The 18,692-nt window shown below is 64.5% G+C and carries 23 protein-coding genes; 13 read left to right on the forward strand and 10 right to left on the reverse strand.

Annotated elements, in window-relative coordinates:
• Positions 1-53: 53 nt before the first annotated feature.
• Positions 54-263, forward strand: coding sequence for a hypothetical protein (locus ACRY_RS17690; RefSeq protein WP_012040497.1), 210 nt, complete (start codon positions 54-56; stop codon positions 261-263).
• On the opposite strand, the gene ACRY_RS17695 is transcribed toward ACRY_RS17690, so the two are convergent.
• Positions 238-723, reverse strand: coding sequence for a DUF4188 domain-containing protein (locus ACRY_RS17695; RefSeq protein WP_012040498.1), 486 nt, complete (start codon positions 721-723; stop codon positions 238-240). The two genes, ACRY_RS17690 and ACRY_RS17695, sit on opposite strands and share 26 nt — an antisense overlap.
• Positions 724-1,423: 700 nt before the next feature.
• The gene (locus ACRY_RS19275) at positions 1,424-1,948 is read right to left on the reverse strand and encodes a hypothetical protein (RefSeq protein WP_013641168.1); all 525 of its coding nucleotides are present in this window, start codon (positions 1,946-1,948) and stop codon (positions 1,424-1,426) included.
• Between the two features lie 272 nt (positions 1,949-2,220).
• On the opposite strand from ACRY_RS19275, the gene ACRY_RS17700 reads away from it, so the two are divergent.
• Positions 2,221-2,715, forward strand: coding sequence for a TetR-like C-terminal domain-containing protein (locus tag ACRY_RS17700; RefSeq protein WP_231295308.1), 495 nt, complete (start codon positions 2,221-2,223; stop codon positions 2,713-2,715).
• Here the strand turns inward: ACRY_RS17700 and ACRY_RS17705 are convergent.
• Together ACRY_RS17705 and ACRY_RS17710 are read right to left on the reverse strand one after the other, a co-directional pair.
• Positions 2,703-3,482: a class II aldolase/adducin family protein gene (locus ACRY_RS17705; RefSeq protein ID WP_012040500.1), complete on the reverse strand. Its 780-nt coding sequence runs from the start codon at positions 3,480-3,482 to the stop codon at positions 2,703-2,705. The two genes, ACRY_RS17700 and ACRY_RS17705, sit on opposite strands and share 13 nt — an antisense overlap.
• Positions 3,483-3,541: 59 nt before the next feature.
• Positions 3,542-4,135: a methyltransferase family protein gene (locus ACRY_RS17710; protein WP_007422490.1), complete on the reverse strand. Its 594-nt coding sequence runs from the start codon at positions 4,133-4,135 to the stop codon at positions 3,542-3,544.
• 115 nt (positions 4,136-4,250) lie between these two features.
• Between ACRY_RS17710 and soxC the strand changes: the two genes are divergently transcribed.
• The 11 genes from soxC to ACRY_RS17765 all read left to right on the forward strand — a co-directional run bounded on the left by soxC (position 4,251) and on the right by ACRY_RS17765 (position 13,302).
• On the forward strand, positions 4,251-5,495 hold the full coding sequence (gene soxC / locus ACRY_RS17715; protein WP_007422492.1) for a sulfite dehydrogenase: 1,245 nt from the start codon (positions 4,251-4,253) through the stop codon (positions 5,493-5,495).
• Complete coding sequence (locus ACRY_RS17720; RefSeq protein WP_012040501.1) at positions 5,479-6,258, forward strand: c-type cytochrome; 780 nt, start codon at positions 5,479-5,481, stop codon at positions 6,256-6,258. The genes soxC and ACRY_RS17720 overlap by 17 nt, the downstream gene beginning before the upstream one ends.
• A 10-nt stretch (positions 6,259-6,268) precedes the next feature.
• Positions 6,269-6,613, forward strand: coding sequence for a sulfur oxidation c-type cytochrome SoxX (gene soxX, locus ACRY_RS17725; protein ID WP_007422494.1), 345 nt, complete (start codon positions 6,269-6,271; stop codon positions 6,611-6,613).
• Positions 6,614-6,663: 50 nt separating this feature from the next.
• Positions 6,664-7,155 (forward strand): thiosulfate oxidation carrier protein SoxY, encoded by a 492-nt coding sequence (soxY, locus tag ACRY_RS17730; protein WP_231295309.1) that lies wholly within the window; start codon positions 6,664-6,666, stop codon positions 7,153-7,155.
• Positions 7,156-7,166: 11 nt separating this feature from the next.
• Positions 7,167-7,478, forward strand: a complete 312-nt coding sequence (soxZ, locus tag ACRY_RS17735) for a thiosulfate oxidation carrier complex protein SoxZ (RefSeq protein WP_035185371.1) — start codon at positions 7,167-7,169, stop codon at positions 7,476-7,478.
• A 60-nt stretch (positions 7,479-7,538) separates the two neighbouring features.
• Positions 7,539-8,372: a sulfur oxidation c-type cytochrome SoxA gene (gene soxA / locus ACRY_RS17740; RefSeq protein WP_043509384.1), complete on the forward strand. Its 834-nt coding sequence runs from the start codon at positions 7,539-7,541 to the stop codon at positions 8,370-8,372.
• A complete protein-coding gene (locus tag ACRY_RS17745; protein WP_012040504.1) occupies positions 8,369-8,671 on the forward strand; it encodes a hypothetical protein in 303 nt (100 codons plus the stop codon). Before soxA ends, ACRY_RS17745 begins: the two co-directional genes overlap by 4 nt.
• 24 nt (positions 8,672-8,695) lie before the next feature.
• On the forward strand, positions 8,696-10,432 hold the full coding sequence (gene soxB, locus ACRY_RS17750; protein ID WP_012040505.1) for a thiosulfohydrolase SoxB: 1,737 nt from the start codon (positions 8,696-8,698) through the stop codon (positions 10,430-10,432).
• Positions 10,429-10,866, forward strand: coding sequence for a hypothetical protein (locus ACRY_RS17755; protein ID WP_007422499.1), 438 nt, complete (start codon positions 10,429-10,431; stop codon positions 10,864-10,866). Before soxB ends, ACRY_RS17755 begins: the two co-directional genes overlap by 4 nt.
• A 99-nt stretch (positions 10,867-10,965) precedes the next feature.
• A complete protein-coding gene (locus ACRY_RS17760) occupies positions 10,966-11,751 on the forward strand; it encodes a sulfite exporter TauE/SafE family protein (protein ID WP_012040506.1) in 786 nt (261 codons plus the stop codon).
• Positions 11,752-11,802: 51 nt separating this feature from the next.
• On the forward strand, positions 11,803-13,302 hold the full coding sequence (locus tag ACRY_RS17765; protein WP_012040507.1) for a tetratricopeptide repeat protein: 1,500 nt from the start codon (positions 11,803-11,805) through the stop codon (positions 13,300-13,302).
• 28 nt (positions 13,303-13,330) lie between these two features.
• Here the strand turns inward: ACRY_RS17765 and ACRY_RS20460 are convergent, their stop codons facing one another.
• From ACRY_RS20460 to ACRY_RS17790, 6 genes are all read right to left on the reverse strand, one after another.
• Positions 13,331-13,453, reverse strand: coding sequence for a hypothetical protein (locus tag ACRY_RS20460; protein ID WP_256363787.1), 123 nt, complete (start codon positions 13,451-13,453; stop codon positions 13,331-13,333).
• Positions 13,444-13,815 carry a TSUP family transporter gene (locus ACRY_RS17770; protein ID WP_012040508.1) on the reverse strand — a complete coding sequence of 124 codons (372 nt, stop codon included), beginning with the start codon at positions 13,813-13,815 and terminating at the stop codon, positions 13,444-13,446. The genes ACRY_RS20460 and ACRY_RS17770 overlap by 10 nt, the downstream gene beginning before the upstream one ends.
• Before the next feature lie 54 nt (positions 13,816-13,869).
• Entirely contained in the window at positions 13,870-14,259 is a 390-nt protein-coding gene (locus tag ACRY_RS17775) for a DUF302 domain-containing protein (protein ID WP_012040509.1), read from the reverse strand.
• 145 nt (positions 14,260-14,404) lie between these two features.
• Positions 14,405-16,381 (reverse strand): phospholipase C, encoded by a 1,977-nt coding sequence (locus tag ACRY_RS17780; protein ID WP_012040510.1) that lies wholly within the window; start codon positions 16,379-16,381, stop codon positions 14,405-14,407.
• A gap of 149 nt (positions 16,382-16,530) precedes the next feature.
• Complete coding sequence (locus ACRY_RS17785; RefSeq protein ID WP_012040511.1) at positions 16,531-17,709, reverse strand: acetate/propionate family kinase; 1,179 nt, start codon at positions 17,707-17,709, stop codon at positions 16,531-16,533.
• Positions 17,710-17,743: 34 nt separating this feature from the next.
• Entirely contained in the window at positions 17,744-18,676 is a 933-nt protein-coding gene (locus tag ACRY_RS17790; RefSeq protein ID WP_012040512.1) for an adenylate/guanylate cyclase domain-containing protein, read from the reverse strand.
• Between the last annotated feature and the right edge of the window lie 16 nt (positions 18,677-18,692).

Consider the following 18,692-nt stretch of genomic DNA (forward strand, 5'->3'; position numbering starts at 1 on the left):
CGATAACGTGATCCATATCAACAAAGTTGAATGTGATCCGTGAGAAGACGAGGATGTCAGTCCGCTTCAATCTGCTCCTGTCGGATGAGCTGGGCCGGCAGATCGAGGAGTTTGCGACCACGACGGAAGACAAGGCCAGGCTGATCCGCAAGGCGCTGGCAATATATCTCGCTGCCGTGCGGGCCCAGCGTGACGAGGGGCTGGGTATAGCGCTGTTCGACCCGGCGACCCGCGAAATCAGGACGGAGATCGTGGGTCTGTAGGACGGAGCGAGGCGTCGCTCCGCCGCCGCGCCGTGGCGTGGAGGCCGGCGCGTGAAATGTGCGGCGCGAAGCTGGCGAAGCCGCCCGGCTCGGGCATGTGAAGATAGATCCCTTCCATGCCTCCCGCCTTGCGGTAGGTTTCATGCCAGAAGCCGGTGCCGCGCGGAGCGGCGGAGAACTCGCGCCACCAGATGCTGTGCGGCGCGCTGCGCGTGAAACATTCCAGGGCATCGAAATCGCGCCAGTATTGACGGATGCCGACGTGATCGATCCGCCAGAGAAACAGGTCCTGATGCAGCAGCCCGTCCGGACGGTTCTGGCCGAGCGCCCGCAACGGACGGCCGAGGCCCAGAAGGGTGGCAACGCCCCGGATTTTCGTTACTTTCATGCCCAGATAGACGACTGTCAGATCGGGAAATCCGGTGAGGTCGACCGTAACCGGTTGCGATGTCCGACTCATCGTGCCATCTCCATGTTTACAACGTAAACATCAGGCGAAATGTTAGCTGGGTCAATAGTGCCTGAAATGGCCATAATAATAAGTAATTTAATGGCTTCCGCCTAACCGTCCTATGTGCCTGACCGTTACATATCCACCGTTTGTTGACTCGAATCATAAGCAGCACGGAATCGACTGACTCGCGTCCAAACGGAATCCCGACGATTCCCGGAACGCATGACTCAGCGCCGCGCCTTGGCATGATATGTGGTACGCGTAATCCGTGATTTTGCGTAGTGGTGCGGATGGGCCGCAGCGAGACACCGACTATCGGCAATCGCGATAGTCGAGCCGGCATCGCAGCGCCAGCGCGGCTCAGGCTATGCGGACCATCCGGCCCGACCATCCGCCAGCCATCCGCAACGACGCGATGCCACTCTGCAAAACGCTACGACAACTCAGCATATCAACCGGCTTTCGTTGTGCTGCGTTTCAAGTCTTGTTTGCCGCGCCATAATCTCACCACGCGACACGCGCAACCGAAATGGGAAATGGGCTGGCAGAGCGCTAACCGGTAGGGTTCACTTCTGGACCATTTGCAAAGTCGCAATTTTTTGTTGTTATTATTCTAATTTTGCCGAATTTTGATGACGAAAGACGATTTGGGGCTGCCGACACCTGATTCCTCAAAGTGCCGGAAGTCCCTGTCGATCAATCTGTATTAGCTAGTCGGCTGCGACGTATTCGCTTGCGTAGTTGAGGTCGGGGCTGGTGTCGGTTGCATCGGAACGGTGATCAGATTGGGGTAATTGTATGCAGCGCCGTCGGACATATCGACGCCTGCACCAATCAGGCCACCAAATAAGATATTCCCAAATGCCATTCCCTTTGTTGCCGATTTAACAGCAAGAACACCGGGGGAATATCCCGCATGTGTGCATTTGACATTCAATGCGTCATAGCTTCTGTGAACCGTAACCGTCCCCGGAGTGTTCACAAACCAAGTGCCCTTGTTACTCTTTAGTGCGCATTGCGCGCCCGGGAGAGTCTGGCCATTGGCAACTGTTTTGACGGAAAGTGTCTGACTTGTTCCGTCAACGATTGAGGCACAACCGCTAAGCGCAAGAGTTGCTGCCGAAAATGCTAGTAAAGCAGAACGGTTCATTATTAAGCGATTTCCATTTTGTGTAAAAAGACCTTGAGAACGACCGAAATCCGCAACCGAACCTGATCGTTCCTTGAGCATTATTAATTCTAGTTCACAACATACGCAACCCTATATGACCTAATCTGCTGCGCAAGGATTAGGGTCGCGGTCGGGATGTGCTACGATCAAACTGATCGTGTGTAACGCTCCGTGGCGGTCATATCGTTACACCAGAATATCCTGAAAAACGATTGAATGACAATGACTTGCTGTCGATCCCTAACCGATGAACTTCCGTGTTAACGATGTCAACATCACCCTATCATCATGGAGACCTCCGCCGCACGCTCGTTGAGACCGGGATCGGGCGGTTGCGCGCAGCGGGAGTGGATGGGCTCACATTGCGGGGCGTTGCCCGCCTGGCCGGCGTGTCGGCCACGGCGCCCTATCGCCATTTTGCCGACAAGGAAGCACTGCTCGCCGCGATTGCGGCGGAGGGGTTCGAACGGTTGCGCGTCGCGGTCGAAGCGGCTGACGCGAGTTCGCGCGGTATGGAGGCGCTACGCGCGCAGGGCGTGGCCTATGTGCGTTTCGCGCGGGAGGAACCGGCGCTGTTCCGGCTGATGTTCGGGGCTGCGGTGGCGCGCGGCAGTCTTTCCGCCGGTGCCGCGTTCGGTGTGCTTCGCGCGCGGATCACGAGCCTCGTGCCGACGGACCGCGCCGAGATCGCGGCGCTGTCCGCCTGGTCGATGGTGCATGGACTGGCCAGCCTGCTGATCGACGGGCGGATCGATCCGCCCGATCCCGAGGCGCTGGTGCGCGCCGTGCTGGCGCAGTTCGCGCTCGGCGGGGCTCAGCTGCGGTAGTCGCCGTCTCCCTCGATCAGACGCAGGGCCGACGTCCAGGCCATTTCGTAGTGCGCCATGCGATTCGCCTCGTCCATGTTGAACTGGGCGGCGGTGTGCTCGCAGACCTCCCGCGGCGGGATGACCAGTTTCGCGCCGCCCGACATGGCGGCAACCTGCGCCTGGCAGGCGCGTTCCAGGAAGTAGATCTCGTGGAACGCTTCGGGGATGGTGCGCCCGCCGACCAGCAGCCCGTGATTGCGCAGGATCATCGCCTTGTTCTGGCCGAGATCGTGGACGATCCGCTCCCGCTCGTCGAGATCGAGCGCGATTCCCTCGTAGCCATGATAGGACAGGCGGCCGTAGAACTTCATCGCGTGCTGGCTGATCGGCAGCAGCCCCTGTTCCTGGGCGGCGACCGCGATGCCGGCGGCGGTGTGGGTGTGCACCACGCAGGCAAGGTCCGGGCGCGCCATGTGGATAGCGGAATGAATGGTGAAGCCGGCCTGGTTCACCCGCCGGGCCGAAATGCCGGGCGTGTCGATCCGGTTGCCGTGGATGTCGATCTTCACGAGGTCGGAGGCGCGCATCTCGTGGAACATCACGCCGTAATCGTTGATCAGGAAATGATGCTCCGGGCCCGGCACCCGCGCGCTGATGTGGGTGTAGATGAAATCGGTCATCCGGAAATGCGCGACCAGCCGGTAAAGCGCGGCCAGATCGCAGCGTACCTGCCATTCCTCCTCGGAAATGCCGGTCGGCGGGGTGATTTTCGTGGTGACGTTCATGCTCGCGGTCCTCCTTGGCGCAACAGGGTCAGGGCTATTGCCGTTTGCGTCAAGTGAATTCAGCGCGGCCAGAGACGCCGCGGCACCAGCATCGGCACATGGGAGCGGTAGCGACGGTAGGAATCGCCATAGATGCGAAGCAGATTCCGCTCCTCGAAGCGGATGCCGACCAAGAGATAGGCCGTTGCGGCGGCGGCGGTGGCGAGGCGGAACGGCGAGGTCGCGACGCCCCAGATGATCAGCAGCAGGCCGAGATAGAGCGGGTGGCGCACCACGCCGTTCATGCCGCCTGTTGCCAGCGGCTCGGGTGTGGCGGCCTGGTCGGGTGTGCCGGCGCGCAACTGGGCGAGGCCGAGAAAGCGGGCGAGCTCGTAATTCCGCCCAGCAAGGATGAGCACGACGGCTCCCGCCGCCGCCGCCAGCCAGCCGAGGGCGCGCAACGAGTCGGGCAGCGCAAAGGTTTGGTCCGCGAACAGCCTCCGGCCGATCGCCAGCACGAGGGCAAGATGGACCATCGCGATCACGTTGTAGGCGAGGCGGTCGCCGGCGCCTGCGATCCGTCGGAGCAATCCGCGGCCCAGCGGCGCCGCCAGGGCGCTGTGCCCCGCGCCGAAGCTGACCCAGAGCAGAGCGTAGAGCAGAACTGAAACCATTTTTCCGATCCGATTTTTTTATTTGACATATTCCATTTGCTATATAAATGTAACCTAAAGAAAAATTGGTCCTTCCCGCAGCTCGCGGGAGAGAATATCGCTACTGCGAGGGGATATGTCCAAGACTGATCGAAGAGGCCTTTTCAGGCTAGGCGCCGCATTTGGCGCCACGGCCGTTGCCACCAGCGCGCGCGCCGCGACCGGCGCTCCACCCTCTGACGACCCATGGTCTAATTCGCTCGGCGCGGGCGTCGATTCGCGGCCCTATGGCCGGCCGTCGCGCTTCGAGAAAAACGTCATCCGCCGGTATGTGCCCTGGCTCTCGCCGACCACCGATGCGGATGCGAGCTTCACGCCGTTGCAGGACCATCACGGCATCATCACGCCGAACGGGCTGTTTTTCGAGCGCTACCATTCCGGCCGGCCGAGCATCAATCCGAAGGACTACCGGCTGATGATTTCCGGCCGGGTGAAGCGGCCCTTGCTGCTCACGCTCGACCAGCTGATGCGCTATCCCTCGGTTTCCCGCATCCATTTCATCGAGTGCCCCGCCAATGGCGCGACCGAATGGCCGGCGGCGCAGCTCAATTCGCTGCAGTTCACCCACGGCATGATCGGCTGCGCCGAATGGACGGGGGTCCGGCTGTCGACCCTGCTCGACGAGGCCGGGCTGCTGCCCGACAGCCGCTGGGTGCTCGCCACCGGGTCGGACGGCGCGCATATGGACCGCTCGCTGCCGATGGTGAAATGCCTCGATGACTGCATCGTCGCCTGGGGGCAGAACGGCGAGGCGATCCGCCCCGAGCAGGGCTATCCGGTGCGGCTCGTCGTGCCCGGCTGGCAGGGCAATGTGAACGTGAAATGGCTGCGCCAGCTCCAGGTCGGCACCGAACCCTGGATCACCCGCGAGGAGACCAGCGAATACAGCGAGTTGCTGGGTGATGGAAAATCGCTCGGTTTCACCTGGGTGATGAACGCGAAGTCCGTCATCACATTCCCCTGTCCGGAGAAGAAGCTGACCGGCGGCCCCGGCTTCTACCAGATCCACGGCCTTGCCTGGAGCGGCAACGGGCGGGTGAAGGAGGTTGATATCTCGCTCGACGGCGGCGTGAACTACCATCGCGCCACGCTCGATGGACCGGTGCTGTCACGGTGCCTGACCCGGTTCACCTACAACTGGTGGTGGGACGGCAAGCCGGCGCTCATCCAGTCCCGCGTTACCGACGAGACCGGCTATGTCCAGCCCACGATCCGGCAGAAGCACAAGTTCTGGGGCCATGACCCGGTTTATGAAAACAACTCGATCCAGACATGGCAGGTGCTGGCGGACGGGACGGTGAACAATGTCCAACTTTCGTAGGATCCTGCTGGCTGCCGCCGGGGTTGCGGCGGCAATTGCGGTGGCCTGGGCAGGCGATGCGCCGGCTCCGTCCTACAAGGGGATCGTGCCGGCGGCGACGCTGAAGGTGTGGCGCGACCTTGGCACCGGCAATGGCGCGCTGGCCCGCTACAAGCCGGCGACGCCGCCAGGTCATTACGGTATTGGCACCGCGCCGACGGAGCAGCAGATCGCCGGCTGGACCATCGCCGTGCCGCCCGACGGGGCCAATCTGCCGCCCGGCAGCGGCACGGTAGCCGCCGGCGAAAAACTCTTCTCGACCGATTGCGCGATGTGTCATGGCGGCTTCGGCGAAGGCGCGCACGGCTACCCGGCGCTTGCCGGCGGCGTGGGATCGCTCGCCGGGTCGGAGCCGCAGAAGACGGTGGGCAGCTACTGGCCCTACGCGACGACGCTGTGGGACTACATCAACCGCGCGATGCCGTTCTACGCCCCGCATACGCTCAAGCCCGATCAGGTTTATGCGCTGACCGCCTATATCCTGAACCTGAACGGGATCGTGAAGGGAAAGTTCGTCGCCGACGCGCAGAGCGTGCCGCGCGTCAAAATGCCCAACCGCGACTCTTTCAACTGGAAAGATCCGCGTCCGGTCACGCATAATACCGCCTGCATGAAGGATTGCGTGCCGGCCGGCTCCGTCAAGATCACCTCGAGCGCGGCAAAGATGGGGCTGACCCCGCGCACCACCGGTCCGGTGGACAACATGAAGGGCAGCAGCAAATGAGGAGGAGGAGATGAAACGCACCAGCATCCTGCTCGGTCTTGCCGTGGCGGCGCTGCCCGGCGGGGTTCTGGCGGCAACGCCGCAGCAGATTGCCGCGGGTGAAAAAATCGCCACCACGAAGGCGCTCGGCAACTGCGTCGCCTGTCACAGTTTTGCCGGCGCGGTCGAACCCGGCGATGTGGGGCCCGCGCTGAAGAACGTGAAGGCGATGATTCCGGATCGCAAGACGTTCTATGCGATCGTGTTCGACGAGCAGGCGCGCAACCCGCAGACCGTCATGCCGGCCTTTGGGAAAAACCTGATCCTGACGCCGACGCAGATCAACGAAGTGATCGACTTTCTCTACACCAAATGAAAACGGACCGCGTTAAGGCGGGAATTCGGAAATTGGGGGAACCAAAGATGATGACCGAACCAGAAACCACCGGACCCGCGCGGCGAACCGTGCTGCTCGGCGCCGCCGGCGCTGCCGCGGCGCTGGCGCTGCCGCGATCGGGCCGTGCCGCCGCCGTTGCCGCGCCGAAGGCGTCGCTCTGGCCGGAGGCGGCGTTCAAGGCGACGACGCCCGATCCGGCGCTCAAGGCGCTCTGGGGCAGTTCCAGCCTCACGCCGACCACGCAAGTGAAGATGGACGCGCCGGACATTGCCGAGAATGGCGCGGTGGTGCCGATTTCGGTTGATGCGAACGAGCCGAAGATTACCGGCGTGGCGCTGCTGGCCCGGCACAACCCCTATTCGCTTGCCTGCGCCTATGAAATTCCGGAGGGCACCAGCCCGGCGATCTCGAGCCGGCTGAAACTCGCCAAGACCACGGAGGTCATCGCGGTCGTGAAGTCGAGCGGCAAGCTCTACAGCACGTCGAAAAGGGTCAAGGTCACGCTGGGCGGTTGCGGCTGAGGAGACGAATGATGGCACATCAGATTCTGGTTCACGCGACCACTTCGGGCGGGGTCACGACGGTCGAGGCGCTGATCAAGCACCCGATGGATTCCGGCTTTGTGAAAGGCAAGGACGGCAAGCTCATCCCGCCGCACTACATCGAGGTGGTCGAGTTCACCCACAAGGGCAAGCTCGTGCTGCGAGGGTTCTGGGGACCCGCGGTTTCGAAGAACCCGTTCATCCGGTTCTCGTTCAAGGGCGGCGCCTCGGGCGATCCGATCGGCGTCTCGTGGGTCGACAACAAGGGCGAGACCGCGAGCATGTCGGCGGCCATCATGTGAGCGATGCGCGCCGGTGTGAACCGCGCCGGCGCGCGCATGGCTTGGGGGGAGGACAAGACGATGAAACGCGTGTGGCTGATGATCGCGGCCTTCGCGGCGCTGGGGCTGGCGCGGCCGGCAAAAGCCGATCCGGCGGCCGATCTCAAGGCGTTCCAGGGGTATTTCCAGACACGTTTCCCGAAGCTCGAGCTGAAGGATTACGTGAACGGGCCTTATAATTTCAGCGCGAATGACCGGGCGCAGTGGAAGCAGATCCTCGAATTTCCGCCCTATTCCTTCGCGGTGGACGCCGGGAAGAAGGCGTTCGACACGAAGTTTCCCGACGGTGCGAGCTATGCCTCATGTTTTCCGCATGGCGGGATCGGCATTGCGCAGGATTATCCGAAGTTCGATGAAAAGACCGGCAAGGTCGTCACAATCGGCATCGCCGTCAACGAATGCCGCACACGGCACGGGCTGAAGGCGCTGAGCCTGACAAAGGGCGAACTCGCCGACATCGTCGCCTACATGACCTCGACCTCGGACGGCAAGCCGATCCATGTCGTCATCCCCAACGACAAGAGGGCGCTCGCGGCCTATGAGGCGGGCAAGGAATATTTCTACTCGCGCCGCGGGCAGTTGAATTTTTCCTGTGCCAGTTGCCATGTGCAGGCGGCGGGCAAGCGGCTGCGGGGGCAGTATCTGGCGCCGGCGCTCGGCATCACGGCATCTTTCCCCGTCTACCGTTCGAAATGGGGCAATGTCGGCACGCTGGTGCGGCGGTTCATCGGTTGCAACAAGAAGGTGCGTTCGGTGCCGGCGAAGCCGGATTCGTCGGCCTATCGCGACCTTGCCTACTTCCTCACCTACATGAGCAACGGCCTGCCCATCGCGGGCCCGGGGGCGCGGTCATGAAGCGGATGGCTTGGGTGCTGGCGGCAACGGTTCTTGGGCTCGGCATTGCGCATGCCGCCGGGAAGGACGACGCGGCGCGGGCGATCGCCGCTGCCGTGGCGAAGATGAAGACGGCCGCGGCCCTCGAAGACCAGTGGACGCCAACGGTCGCCGCTTTCAAGGCGGCCAAAGCCGCCGATGCGGCAGGGGATTACGCGAAAGCCGAAGCCTCCGCGAAGCGGGCCGAGGCGCTGGCGGCGGCCTCGATCGCCCAGGCGCGCAGCCAGAAGCATCTCTGGCGGAACGAAGTGCCGCGCTGAGTCGGCCAGGCGGGGAATGAACAAATGACGATTGCACGACGCGCGCTTCTCACCGCGGCGGCCAGCACGGCGCTGCTGCCGCGGCTCGCCTGGTCGGCCAGCGATCCTTACGATGTGAAGATGAGCGGCGATGTCCGCATCATCCACCAGACCGACACGCATGCGAATGCCAGGCCGGTGCATTTTCGCGAGCCGACGCAGAATATCGGCGTAGGCAGCGCGGAGGGGCGTCCGCCGCATCTGGTGGGCACCGCGTTCCTCGATTTCTACCACATGAAGCCGGACACGCGGGACGCCTACGCCTTCACCTTCCTCGACTTCGAGGCGCTGGCGCACCGCTACGGGCGGCTCGGCGGGTTCGCCAGCCTCAAGACGGTGATCGACAGCCTCCGCGCCGGCGCCGGACCGGGGCGGTCGGTGCTGCTCGATGGTGGCGATCTCTGCCAGGGCACGGGGATGGCCAATCTCACCCGCGGGCAGAACATGGTGGCGCTCGGCAACCTGCTCGGCATCGATGCGATGACCGGGCATTGGGAGTTCACCTACGGGCAGGACGGGATCGAGGCGATCATCAAGGCGCTGCACGGGCGCTTCATCGCGCAAAACGTGTTTCTCTCGGCGGAATCGCAGATGATGGGCGCGCCGGCCTTCGACCAGAAGACCGGGCGCGTGTTCCAGCCCTATGTCATCCGCGAACTTGGCGGCTACCGCGTCGGCGTGATCGGCCAGGCCTTTCCCTATGTGCCGATCGCGCATCCACGCCGGTTCACGCCGGACTGGCGGTTCGGCATCCATCCTGGCCGGATGCAGAAGGTTGTCGACGAGTTGCGCGAGGTGAAGAAGGTCGATGCCGTGCTGCTGCTCTCCCATAACGGCATGCCGGTCGATCTCAAACTGGCTTCCCAGGTGCGCGGGATCGACGTCATTCTCGGCGGCCATACGCACGATGCGGTGCCGCATCCTGTGCCGGTGAAGAATCCCGGCGGGATCACACTGGTGACGAATGCCGGCACGGCCGGCAAGTTCATCGCGGTGCTCGACCTTGAACTGGCGAAAGGCCAGGTGAAGGACGTGCATTACCGGTTGCTGCCAATCTATGCTGACCAGGTGAAGCAGGACGCGGCGGTGGCAGCGGCGGTGGAGGCGCAGGAGGCGCCGCATCGCGCGATGCTCGACGAAAAGCTGGCCGAGACCGAAACGCTGCTGTACCGGCGCAATAATTTCTACGGCTCGGTGGATCAGGTGATCATGGATGCGCTGCGGGCCGAAACCGGCGCGCAGATCGCCTTCTCGCCGGGTTTCCGCTGGGGCAATACGGTTCTCGGTGGCGCAGCATTGACGATGGGCGACCTGCTGGCGGAAACTGCCATCACCTATCCGATGGTGTACAAGCAGACCATGACGGGCGCGCAGATCAAGGCGATGATGGAGGATGTCTGCGATAATCTCTTCAATCGCAATCCGTATTACCAGCAGGGCGGCGACATGATCCGCGTCGGCGGCATGAACTATGCCTGCGCGCCGGCAAAATCGATCGGGCACCGGATTTCCGGGATGGAGCTCGATGACGGCACCAAGGTCGAGGCGGCGAAAAACTATACCATCGCGAGCTGGGCCTCGGTGTCGCTGCCGCAGACCGGCACGCCGGTCTGGGACGTCGTGGCCCGGCATCTGCGCCAGGTGAAGACGGTGAAGCTGACACGGCCCAACCGGGTGAAGGTACTCGGGATCGCCGGTAATCCGGGTTACGCGGCTTCATGAGTTCGCGCCGGCGGCTGTTCGGCGGGCTCGGTATTGCTGCGGCGGCGATGGGGGTGGGGCGCGCCGCCGCCGACAATCCTTTCGCCACCCACCTGCTGGCGCTGCAACTCTCCGACTCGGCGATGGAAAAGCAGCGCGAGGTTCTCAACAACGCCAACACGGTGCTGAAGGTCTGGCCCGATACCGCCTCGATCGTCGTGGTCGCCTTCGGGCCGGGCGTGGAACTTACCTTCGCCGATTCGCCGCTGCGCCAGCGGGTCGACAGCCTGATTGCACAGAACGTCGAGTTCGACGTGTGCATGAACACGATCGAGACGCTGAAGCGCGACACCGGTCATGCGCCGGTGCTGAACCCCAGGGTGAAGCCCGTGCCCTTTGGCGTGCCCCGGCTGATGGAACTTGCGGGCAAAAGATACGTCATCATCCGGCCGTGACTGGTCCGGAATCGTATTCTTGAATCAAAATATATCCTGGCCTAGACATATTCGCGAATCTGAATGTTCTATGGCGGGAGCCGCCTGGGGAGGTTTGGCATGATCGAGACGGTTCTCGCCCTTTTGTCTGGTGGTACGGTCGGTTTCACCCTCGGGCTGATCGGCGGGGGCGGGTCGATCCTGGCGACGCCGCTTATGCTTTACGTCATCGGCCTCGCCCCCCATGTCGCGATCGGGACCAGCGCGCTCGCAGTGTCGGCCAACGCGTTCGCGAATTTCGGCGGTCATGCGCGCAAGGGGAATGTGCGGTGGCGGAGCGCGGCCATCTTCGCCGTTCTCGGCATCGTCGGGGCCGCGGCGGGTTCCACGCTCGGCAAGGCGTTTGACGGCAAGAAGCTGCTGTTTCTCTTTGCAATCCTGATGATCACGGTGGGGTTGCTGATGCTGCGGCCGCGCCGCGTGGCGGATGGCACGGCGGGCCAGGCCGAGCGGCTGAACGCGGCAACGCTGCTGGCTGTCGCCGCCGCGGCGCTTACGGTTGGCGCGTTGTCGGGCTTTTTCGGCATCGGCGGTGGGTTCCTGATCGTGCCCGGCCTGCTGTTCTCGACCGGGATGCCGATGATTTTCGCGATCGGTTCGTCGTTGCTGTCGGTTGGCAGCTTCGGGTTGACCACCGCGGTGAACTACGCGGCTTCCGGCCTTGTGAATTGGCCGGTTGCGGTGGAGTTCATCGTGGGCGGCGTGATCGGCGGGCTGATCGGCACGCGGCTGGCGATCCATCTGGCCGGGCGGCGCGCCGCGCTGAACCGGATTTTTGCGGGGCTCGTCTTCGTCGTCGCGGTCTACATGCTCTACAAGAACGCGGCGTCGTTCGGCCTCGCCTGATCCGTTCCGGAGATTAACTCCGCCTTCATTCCGGGATGGCAGGATCGGATCATGAACCCTGCCCTAGCAGATTGTGGGCCTGATCTCATCGGCTTCTATCGCGACCTGCTGGCTGCCGATCCCGGCCAGCGAGGCATTGCCGCCCCGTGCGCGGCGGCGTTGCTCGATGCGGGTGAACCCGAGGCGGCGCTTGCTGTCGCCGAGGCGGCGGCCGATGCGGACGATCCGGGCGTGCTGCTGGCCCGCGCGCGGGCGTTGCGCATGCTCGGGCGGTTCGAGCCGGCGACGGAGGCTTTCGCAACAGCGATCGCTCATGGCGCGACGGGAGCGCCAGTACTCGTCGCGCTGGGCAACTGCCTCGCCGAGCTGGGGCGTCTCGAAGAGGCGGCGGCCTGGTTCGACCGTGCCGCGCCAGGCGACCCGAGCGGCCGGGCGCTGGCCAATCTCGGCTCCACACGCGCGCGGCTTGGCCAGACGATCGAGGCGATCGCCGCCGCGAGGGCCGCGCTGTGCCGGGATCCCGGCCTGATCGATGCCCACCGGACGCTCGCCGTGCTGCTGGCGGCCAGCGAGCCGGACGCCGCTGCCCTGCACCGCGAAACCGCGTTCCGTCACAATCCCGTCTTTCTCCATCCGGGGCCACCAGATGCGCCGAGGGTGCTGGTGCTTACCTGCGTCGCCGAGGCGAGCCTGCCGACGGAACACCTCCTGCCACACGGGCGCTACGCGCTGGCCGAGTGGTTCATCGATCACGCCAACGACACGGAACCGGATCTGCCGCCGCACGATCTGATCTTCAATGCGATCGGCGAAGCGGATCTGATGCCGCCACTGGGTGAGGCGGTGCATCGGGCGCTCGCTGCCGGGCGACCTGTCCTGAACCGGCCAGAAGCCGTGGCACGCACCGGGCGGACGGCGCTGGCTGCCCTGCTGAACGGGATCGAGAGGACCGTGGTGCCGCCGGTGTTGCGAATTGCGGCTGGCGAGGTTGCCGTGAGCACCGGTCTGCCGGCGCTGATCCGGCCCGTGGGCACCCATGGCGGCAAGGGCCTGCGCTGCGTGCGGACGGCAGGCGAACTCGAAGACGCGGCGGGCGAGCAGGGCGAAAAGTATCTGAGCCGGTTCATCGATTATCGCAGCGCTGACGGGTATTATCGCAAATACCGCATGATCTTCGTGGATCGGGTCGCCTATCCCTATCATCTCGCCATCGGGCCGCACTGGATGGTGCATTACTGGACCGCCGGGATGGACCTCGATCCGGTGCGGCGGGCCGAGGAGGCCCGGTTCCTGGACGATCCTGTGGCGGCGATCGGCGACGCCGCGTTGGAGGCGATCGGCGCGATCGGGCGCCGGCTCGACCTCGATTATGCCGGGATCGATTTTTCGATTCTGCCGGACGGGCGGGTACTCGTCTTCGAGGCCAACGCTGCGATGCTCGTGCACCCGGAGCATGAACCCGTGTTTGCGTATCGCAATCCGGCGGTGCATCGAATTCTCGATGCGTTCGCCGACATGCTGATGCAGCGCATGCTAGCCACTTCAGGCTGATCCCGGTCTCGGTCCGGACGGCGCGGGCTCAGGCGGCGCCGGAAGCCGCGTGCCGGACGATGAAGGCGCCAAGGACGATCAGTCCGTAGAGGAACAGGCGACGAAACCGGTCCGGATGGGCCTTGCGGCGCAGCGGTCCGCCTAGCGCCAAGCCCGCCAGCGCAGGTGCGAGGGCGAGCGCCAACATGGCCAGCGAGCCGCCGGTAGCGTGCTGTGCCAGGCCAGACTCGCGCCGAGAGCCGCGGCGGCGGGGCGGGCGTCATGTCCGGCGAGCAGATCGCTGCCAACCGATGCGACAACGAGAACGCCGGCCATCATCGGCCAGAATCGTGCCATTGCCTTCCCGGCGTCACGATGGTCGAGGAACTGCCAGAGATCTGTCGCGAAGGAAGGCACGAGCAGCAGCGAGGCCGCTTCCGCCGGGCTCAGGATGACGCCCGGTACGCCCATCGTGATCACCGGCATGCCGAGGCCGAGCACACCCTTGATGATGCCAGCCAGGAAGAATGTCACGATACCCAGCCCCGGGTGGGGCAGATCGAGATCCTCGATGCAAAGGCGTCGGATTCAGGCGATGCGGTTCACCACGCTGCGCAGCATATCGCGCACCGTACCGGCAAGGCGGGCGAGTTCGGGGTTGTCGATCCCCTGCATCGAAGTCACCGGATCGATCGCCGAAACTTCCACCGAGCCGTCATCGTGCTGCTGGACGACGACATTGCAGGGCAGCATGGTGCCGACCTTGTCTTCCAGCTTCAGCGCCTCGTGCGCCATGCGGGGATTGCAGGCGCCAAGGATGCGGTAGGGGCGGAACGCGACGCCGAGTTTCTTCTGCATGGTGGCTGCCACGTCGATGTCTGTCAGCACGCCGAACCCTTCCGCCTGGAGGGCGGCGATGGTGGCGTCGACCGCGGCATCGAAGCCCAGGCCGACCATTTTCGACAGGTGGTAGCTCATCGACAATCTCCCCGGACGGAACGTGTCTCACCGGACATATGGGGCGGCGGCCCTGGATGTTGCAAGCACGCCGGCCGCCGCGTCCGATGCCCGATCGAATGATGCCATCCGATCGGGGAGGTCGCGCCGGGACTGCCAAAGGCGTTCAGGCGGACGGATTGGTCTTCGGCAGCGGGTTGAAGTCGGCCGGGATTTTCGTGTGGATGCCCTTTGCGACATCGGTCGGGACGATGCCGTCGGCCTGGCAGCCCTTGCCCCCGAATTGCGGCAGGGTGGTGATGTCGTGATCAGGGATGATGGCGTAGCTCGGCGGCAGCGGGCGGGCCTTGCCGTCGAGGCGCGCGGGGTCGAAGGCGGTCATCAGGTCCGTCGTGTCCGGTGTGATCGCGTCGGCCGGGCCGACATTCGCCTCGCCGAATTCCTTCAGGCCCAGGCGGCGGCCCTTCATCTCGTCCGGCAGAAGGGCGAGCGGGGTGAGACCGAATACCTTGTCGACGAATTTCACCACTGAGGCCTGACTGCCAACGGCATGGGAGATCTGGTGCACCCGCGCATAGGGCGAAATGACGATCAGCGGCACGCGCGGGCCGAAGGTGAGGGGCTCGTGGTCCGGCCCCTTCACCACGATCGGTGGCGGCACATGGTCGTAATCGCCTTCCGAATCGTCCCAGGTGATGATGATTGCCGCGTGTTTCCAGTAGCGGCTGCGGGCGATCGCATTCACCGCCCTGGCGACGAAGGCCTCGCTGATCTGCGAGTCCGAGTAGGCCGGATGATCGTCGTCACCGCGGAAATTCCTGCGCGCCTTGGCGCTCGGGTTGTCCGGCGTCAGGCCCATGTCGTTGAGATAGCCGCCCTTGAGATAGAACACGCCGCCCGTGGCCGGCAGGCCGCCCGTCTTCAGCGCCGTGAAGAAGGCGGAGGCGCCGTGCAGGTGATCACGTTCCGCCGGATTGTTGGCGACGTAGCCGAAATACTGCGGACCGTTGTGGTGGGTGATGTAGGCGGCGTGCACGCCGTCGGCATCGGTCGGGCCCTCGTGCGCGGCGCTGACAGCTTTGCCGTAGCCTTCCTCGTACCAGCCCCAGTCGACCGGCTTCTGGCCGTGTGCGGCGAGATAGGCGATGTCCTGCCGCACATCGGCGAGGTCGAGCCGCGGATTTTCGTCATGCGCGGTTTCGCGCCGGATTTCGTGGCCCGCGGTGGTCAGGGCCAGCGAGGCATAGGTCTGGTTGATCTGCACATGCGCGCCGTGCGGGCTTGTGAAGTCGTGAGGATTGACCGGCACCTTCGGGTCGGGATCGAGCGGCGAGCCCCAGAACGGGTCGTCGTCCGTGACCACCGGGACACCGGCGCCTGCCTCGCTGATCCGCCCGCCGGCGGCGTTGGTGGTTTCCGGCCCTCCCTTGAAGGTCCCGGTCGCCTCATTCGGGTGGAACGCCCATTGGGTCAGGCCGGTCTGGGCGGCGAAGATCGAGAGATTGCCGGGCGTCGAGGGGCCGGCAATGTCCTGGAAGACATGGTCGAACAGGACGAAGCGATCGGCGTAGCGCCACAGAAAAGGCACCGTGTCGCAGTCCTCGTAAGCCATGGAGAGTTCGCCGAACTGTTTGGCTTCGAGCGAAGGATCGCCATGCGGAGAATATTTTTTCTCCTCGGTGATCGCGAAACGGTCCATGCGGGCGGTGCCGTTCACGACATGCATCTTGGCGACGATGCGGGCGTGGGAGTGATCGATGTCGTCGGTATCCCAGGCGTATTGCTTCGGGCCGATGCGGAATGGCGAAATCGTGGTCCGGCTGCCGTTGGTGTTGATCAGCGTCTGCACGAAGCCGGGGGTTTTCGAGGCCGGCTGCGAATAAAGCCCGTCGGCGCCGGGGAAGGTGCCGAAATACGAGTCGAAGGAACGGTTTTCCTGATAGAGCACGAAGACGTATTTGATCTTGCGACGGACCATGGCCGTCATTTCCGCGTCGCTCGGCATGGGCTGCGGTGCGTCCATCATCTTCCGGACGATGCCGCGGGCATCGGGCTGGGTGACGACCTCATGCCCGGTTGCGGCGAGAGCCGCGACACTAACGGCGGAGAGCGCCGAACAGGCGATGATGAGTGCGCGTTTCATTCAGGAACTCCCTTGTTGCCGTGACCCACCGCATGCGGACACGCGAGCCAGTCAGCCGGACCGGGCAGGTCGCGGCCGCCGGGCATGGCTTTAGAGCAGCGCATTGCCCGCGTGGATGATGTTTTGGTGGCAATTCGCAATCCGGGCGGTCAGCCGGAGAGGAGGGCGATGGTGTGCCGGGCGATCATCGCCTCCTCGTCGGTCGGGATCACCCGCACCTCGATCGTGGACGCGGAGGCGGAAATTACCGGGGCATGCCGTTCGTTCGAAGCGTCATCGAGCACGATGCCAAGATGGGCGAGGCGGGCGCAGATCATCCGCCGCACCGGCGCGGCGTGTTCGCCGATGCCGGCGGTGAAGACCAGGGTTTCAAGCCCGCCGAGGGCGACGGTCAGCGCGGCGATCTCGCGGGCCGCGCGATGGCAGAACAGGTCGACCGCCAGGCGGGACTCCGGGCGGTCGCTGACAAGCAGCGTCCGCATGTCCGATGCCTCGCCGGAAACACCGAGCAGGCCGGATTCGCTGTAGAGACAGCGGCTGATGGCCTTGGTGTCGAGCTGTTCCTGTTCGACCATGTAGAGCACCACGCCCGGATCGAGCGTGCCGGGGCGAGTGCCCATCATCAGCCCGTCGAGCGCGGTGAAGCCCATGCTCGATTCCACCGATCGGCCGGCCAGCATCGCGCAGGCACTGGCACCGTTGCCGAGATGAGCGGCAATGACCTTGCCGGCCGCCCGTGCGGGGTCGGCCGCCGCGAGGGCATGGGCGATGTATTCATAGGAAATGCCGTGGAAACCATATCGCCGCACACCGGCTTCGTGATAACGCGCAGGCAGGGGCAGCCGGGTTGCGACGTCGGTCATGGTGCGGTGAAACCCGGTGTCGAAACAGCCGATCTGAGGCAGGTTCGGGCGCAGGCGGGCGATGGCGCGCACCGCGGCGAGGTTGTGCGGCTGGTGCAGCGGGGCGAGCGGAGTGAGTGCCGCGAGTGCGGCGATGACCGCCTCGTCGAGCCGGACTGGCGCCGCGAAATTTTGGCCGCCGTGGACGATTCGGTGCCCGACAGCAACGAGGTGGTCGCTGTCGAGATGATCATCGGCCCAGTCAAGCAGCGGGCCGAGCAGATCCTCGTGCGTCATGGCCGCGCCAGTCTCCCAGCGCCGTTCGGTGACGGGCCGGCCTTCGGCATCGAAGCCCTGGAAATGCGGCGCCTCGCCGATCCGCTCGATCATGCCGTGCGCGCGCCGGGGCTGGCCGTCTTCGGTATCGAAAATGCCGAATTTGAGGCTCGACGAACCGGCGTTGAGAACCAGGACGGCGTTGCTCATGCTCGATGGTCTCCCTTCGGATGCGGGCCGGTCGTCAGGGCGGGGGGTCGGGCGCGCCGATCGCCTGCGGGGCAGAACTGAGCGGCGTGGCACCGCCGTTATGGTAGATGAGCTCCTGGTTGCCGAGGCGGATGACCGCACCATGCGCCAGCAGAGCCGGGCCGGAGAGGCGATTGCCATCGAGAAACGTGCCGTTGGACGAGTCGAGATCGGTCAGCCAGACTTCGTCATTGCGGAGTTCCAGTTGGCAGTGCTGCCGCGAAACCTCGCGGTCGCGCAGAACCACCGGGCAGGGAGGTGTCCTGCCGATCGTGAGCGGTTCGGGGCCAATCGGGATTTCGCGGATCGCTCGTCCTTCCGCCGGGATAAGCAGATAGTGGCGCGACGGAGCCATCCGAACGAAAGTGCGCTCCGACTCCGGGTCGTCGTGTTCCTGCCAGGGTAATGCCACGCGGAACACGTTCACGCTGCGGGCGATGTTGCGCAGACGATGCGGGCCAAGATCGACCAGGCGCAGCGGGATCTTGCCGGTGGCATCCTCCTGCACGCGGGCGGAGATGCAAATTCCTCCAGGTTCCGCAAGACGTTCAAGGCGGGCGGCAACATTCACGCCGTCGCCCAGCAGATCATCGCCATCGATGACAACCTCGCCCTGATGCACGGCGATGCGGAACCGGAGAGGTGCGGGCGCGTTGTCTTCACCGTCGAGCTCGTGCAGGCGTGTCTGGATCTCGATGGCGCAGCGCAGGCCCAGCACCGCACTCGGGAATTCGGCGAGAGCGCCATCCCCGGTCGCCTTGAACACGCGACCATGATGGGTATGGACTGCCGGATCGATCACTTCGGCACGCGCTTTGGCGAGGCGTCGCAGCGTGCCGGGCTCATCCTGGCCGAGCAGCCGCGAGAATCCGACCATATCGACCGCCATGATCGCGGCCAGCTTGCGTTCCGCGAATTCGAAACTCAACGGGAACCCCCGGCGG

The organism is Acidiphilium cryptum JF-5 (assembly GCF_000016725.1).
Classification (GTDB): domain Bacteria; phylum Pseudomonadota; class Alphaproteobacteria; order Acetobacterales; family Acetobacteraceae; genus Acidiphilium; species Acidiphilium multivorum.

Bases quoted from the DNA above. Each gene is read 5' to 3' on its own strand.
- ACRY_RS17690 (WP_012040497.1), top strand. From the start codon at position 54: ATGTCAGTCCGCTTCAATCTGCTCCTGTCGGATGAGCTGGGCCGGCAG.
- ACRY_RS17695 (WP_012040498.1), bottom strand. From the start codon at position 723: ATGAGTCGGACATCGCAACCGGTTACGGTCGACCTCACCGGATTTCCC.
- ACRY_RS19275 (WP_013641168.1), bottom strand. From the start codon at position 1,948: ATGCTCAAGGAACGATCAGGTTCGGTTGCGGATTTCGGTCGTTCTCAA.
- ACRY_RS17705 (WP_012040500.1), bottom strand. From the start codon at position 3,482: ATGAACGTCACCACGAAAATCACCCCGCCGACCGGCATTTCCGAGGAG.
- ACRY_RS17710 (WP_007422490.1), bottom strand. From the start codon at position 4,135: ATGGTTTCAGTTCTGCTCTACGCTCTGCTCTGGGTCAGCTTCGGCGCG.
- soxC (WP_007422492.1), top strand. From the start codon at position 4,251: ATGTCCAAGACTGATCGAAGAGGCCTTTTCAGGCTAGGCGCCGCATTT.
- ACRY_RS17720 (WP_012040501.1), top strand. From the start codon at position 5,479: ATGTCCAACTTTCGTAGGATCCTGCTGGCTGCCGCCGGGGTTGCGGCG.
- soxX (WP_007422494.1), top strand. From the start codon at position 6,269: ATGAAACGCACCAGCATCCTGCTCGGTCTTGCCGTGGCGGCGCTGCCC.
- soxY (WP_231295309.1), top strand. From the start codon at position 6,664: ATGACCGAACCAGAAACCACCGGACCCGCGCGGCGAACCGTGCTGCTC.
- soxZ (WP_035185371.1), top strand. From the start codon at position 7,167: ATGGCACATCAGATTCTGGTTCACGCGACCACTTCGGGCGGGGTCACG.
- soxA (WP_043509384.1), top strand. From the start codon at position 7,539: ATGAAACGCGTGTGGCTGATGATCGCGGCCTTCGCGGCGCTGGGGCTG.
- ACRY_RS17745 (WP_012040504.1), top strand. From the start codon at position 8,369: ATGAAGCGGATGGCTTGGGTGCTGGCGGCAACGGTTCTTGGGCTCGGC.
- soxB (WP_012040505.1), top strand. From the start codon at position 8,696: ATGACGATTGCACGACGCGCGCTTCTCACCGCGGCGGCCAGCACGGCG.
- ACRY_RS17755 (WP_007422499.1), top strand. From the start codon at position 10,429: ATGAGTTCGCGCCGGCGGCTGTTCGGCGGGCTCGGTATTGCTGCGGCG.
- ACRY_RS17760 (WP_012040506.1), top strand. From the start codon at position 10,966: ATGATCGAGACGGTTCTCGCCCTTTTGTCTGGTGGTACGGTCGGTTTC.
- ACRY_RS17765 (WP_012040507.1), top strand. From the start codon at position 11,803: ATGAACCCTGCCCTAGCAGATTGTGGGCCTGATCTCATCGGCTTCTAT.
- ACRY_RS17775 (WP_012040509.1), bottom strand. From the start codon at position 14,259: ATGAGCTACCACCTGTCGAAAATGGTCGGCCTGGGCTTCGATGCCGCG.
- ACRY_RS17780 (WP_012040510.1), bottom strand. From the start codon at position 16,381: ATGAAACGCGCACTCATCATCGCCTGTTCGGCGCTCTCCGCCGTTAGT.
- ACRY_RS17785 (WP_012040511.1), bottom strand. From the start codon at position 17,709: ATGAGCAACGCCGTCCTGGTTCTCAACGCCGGTTCGTCGAGCCTCAAA.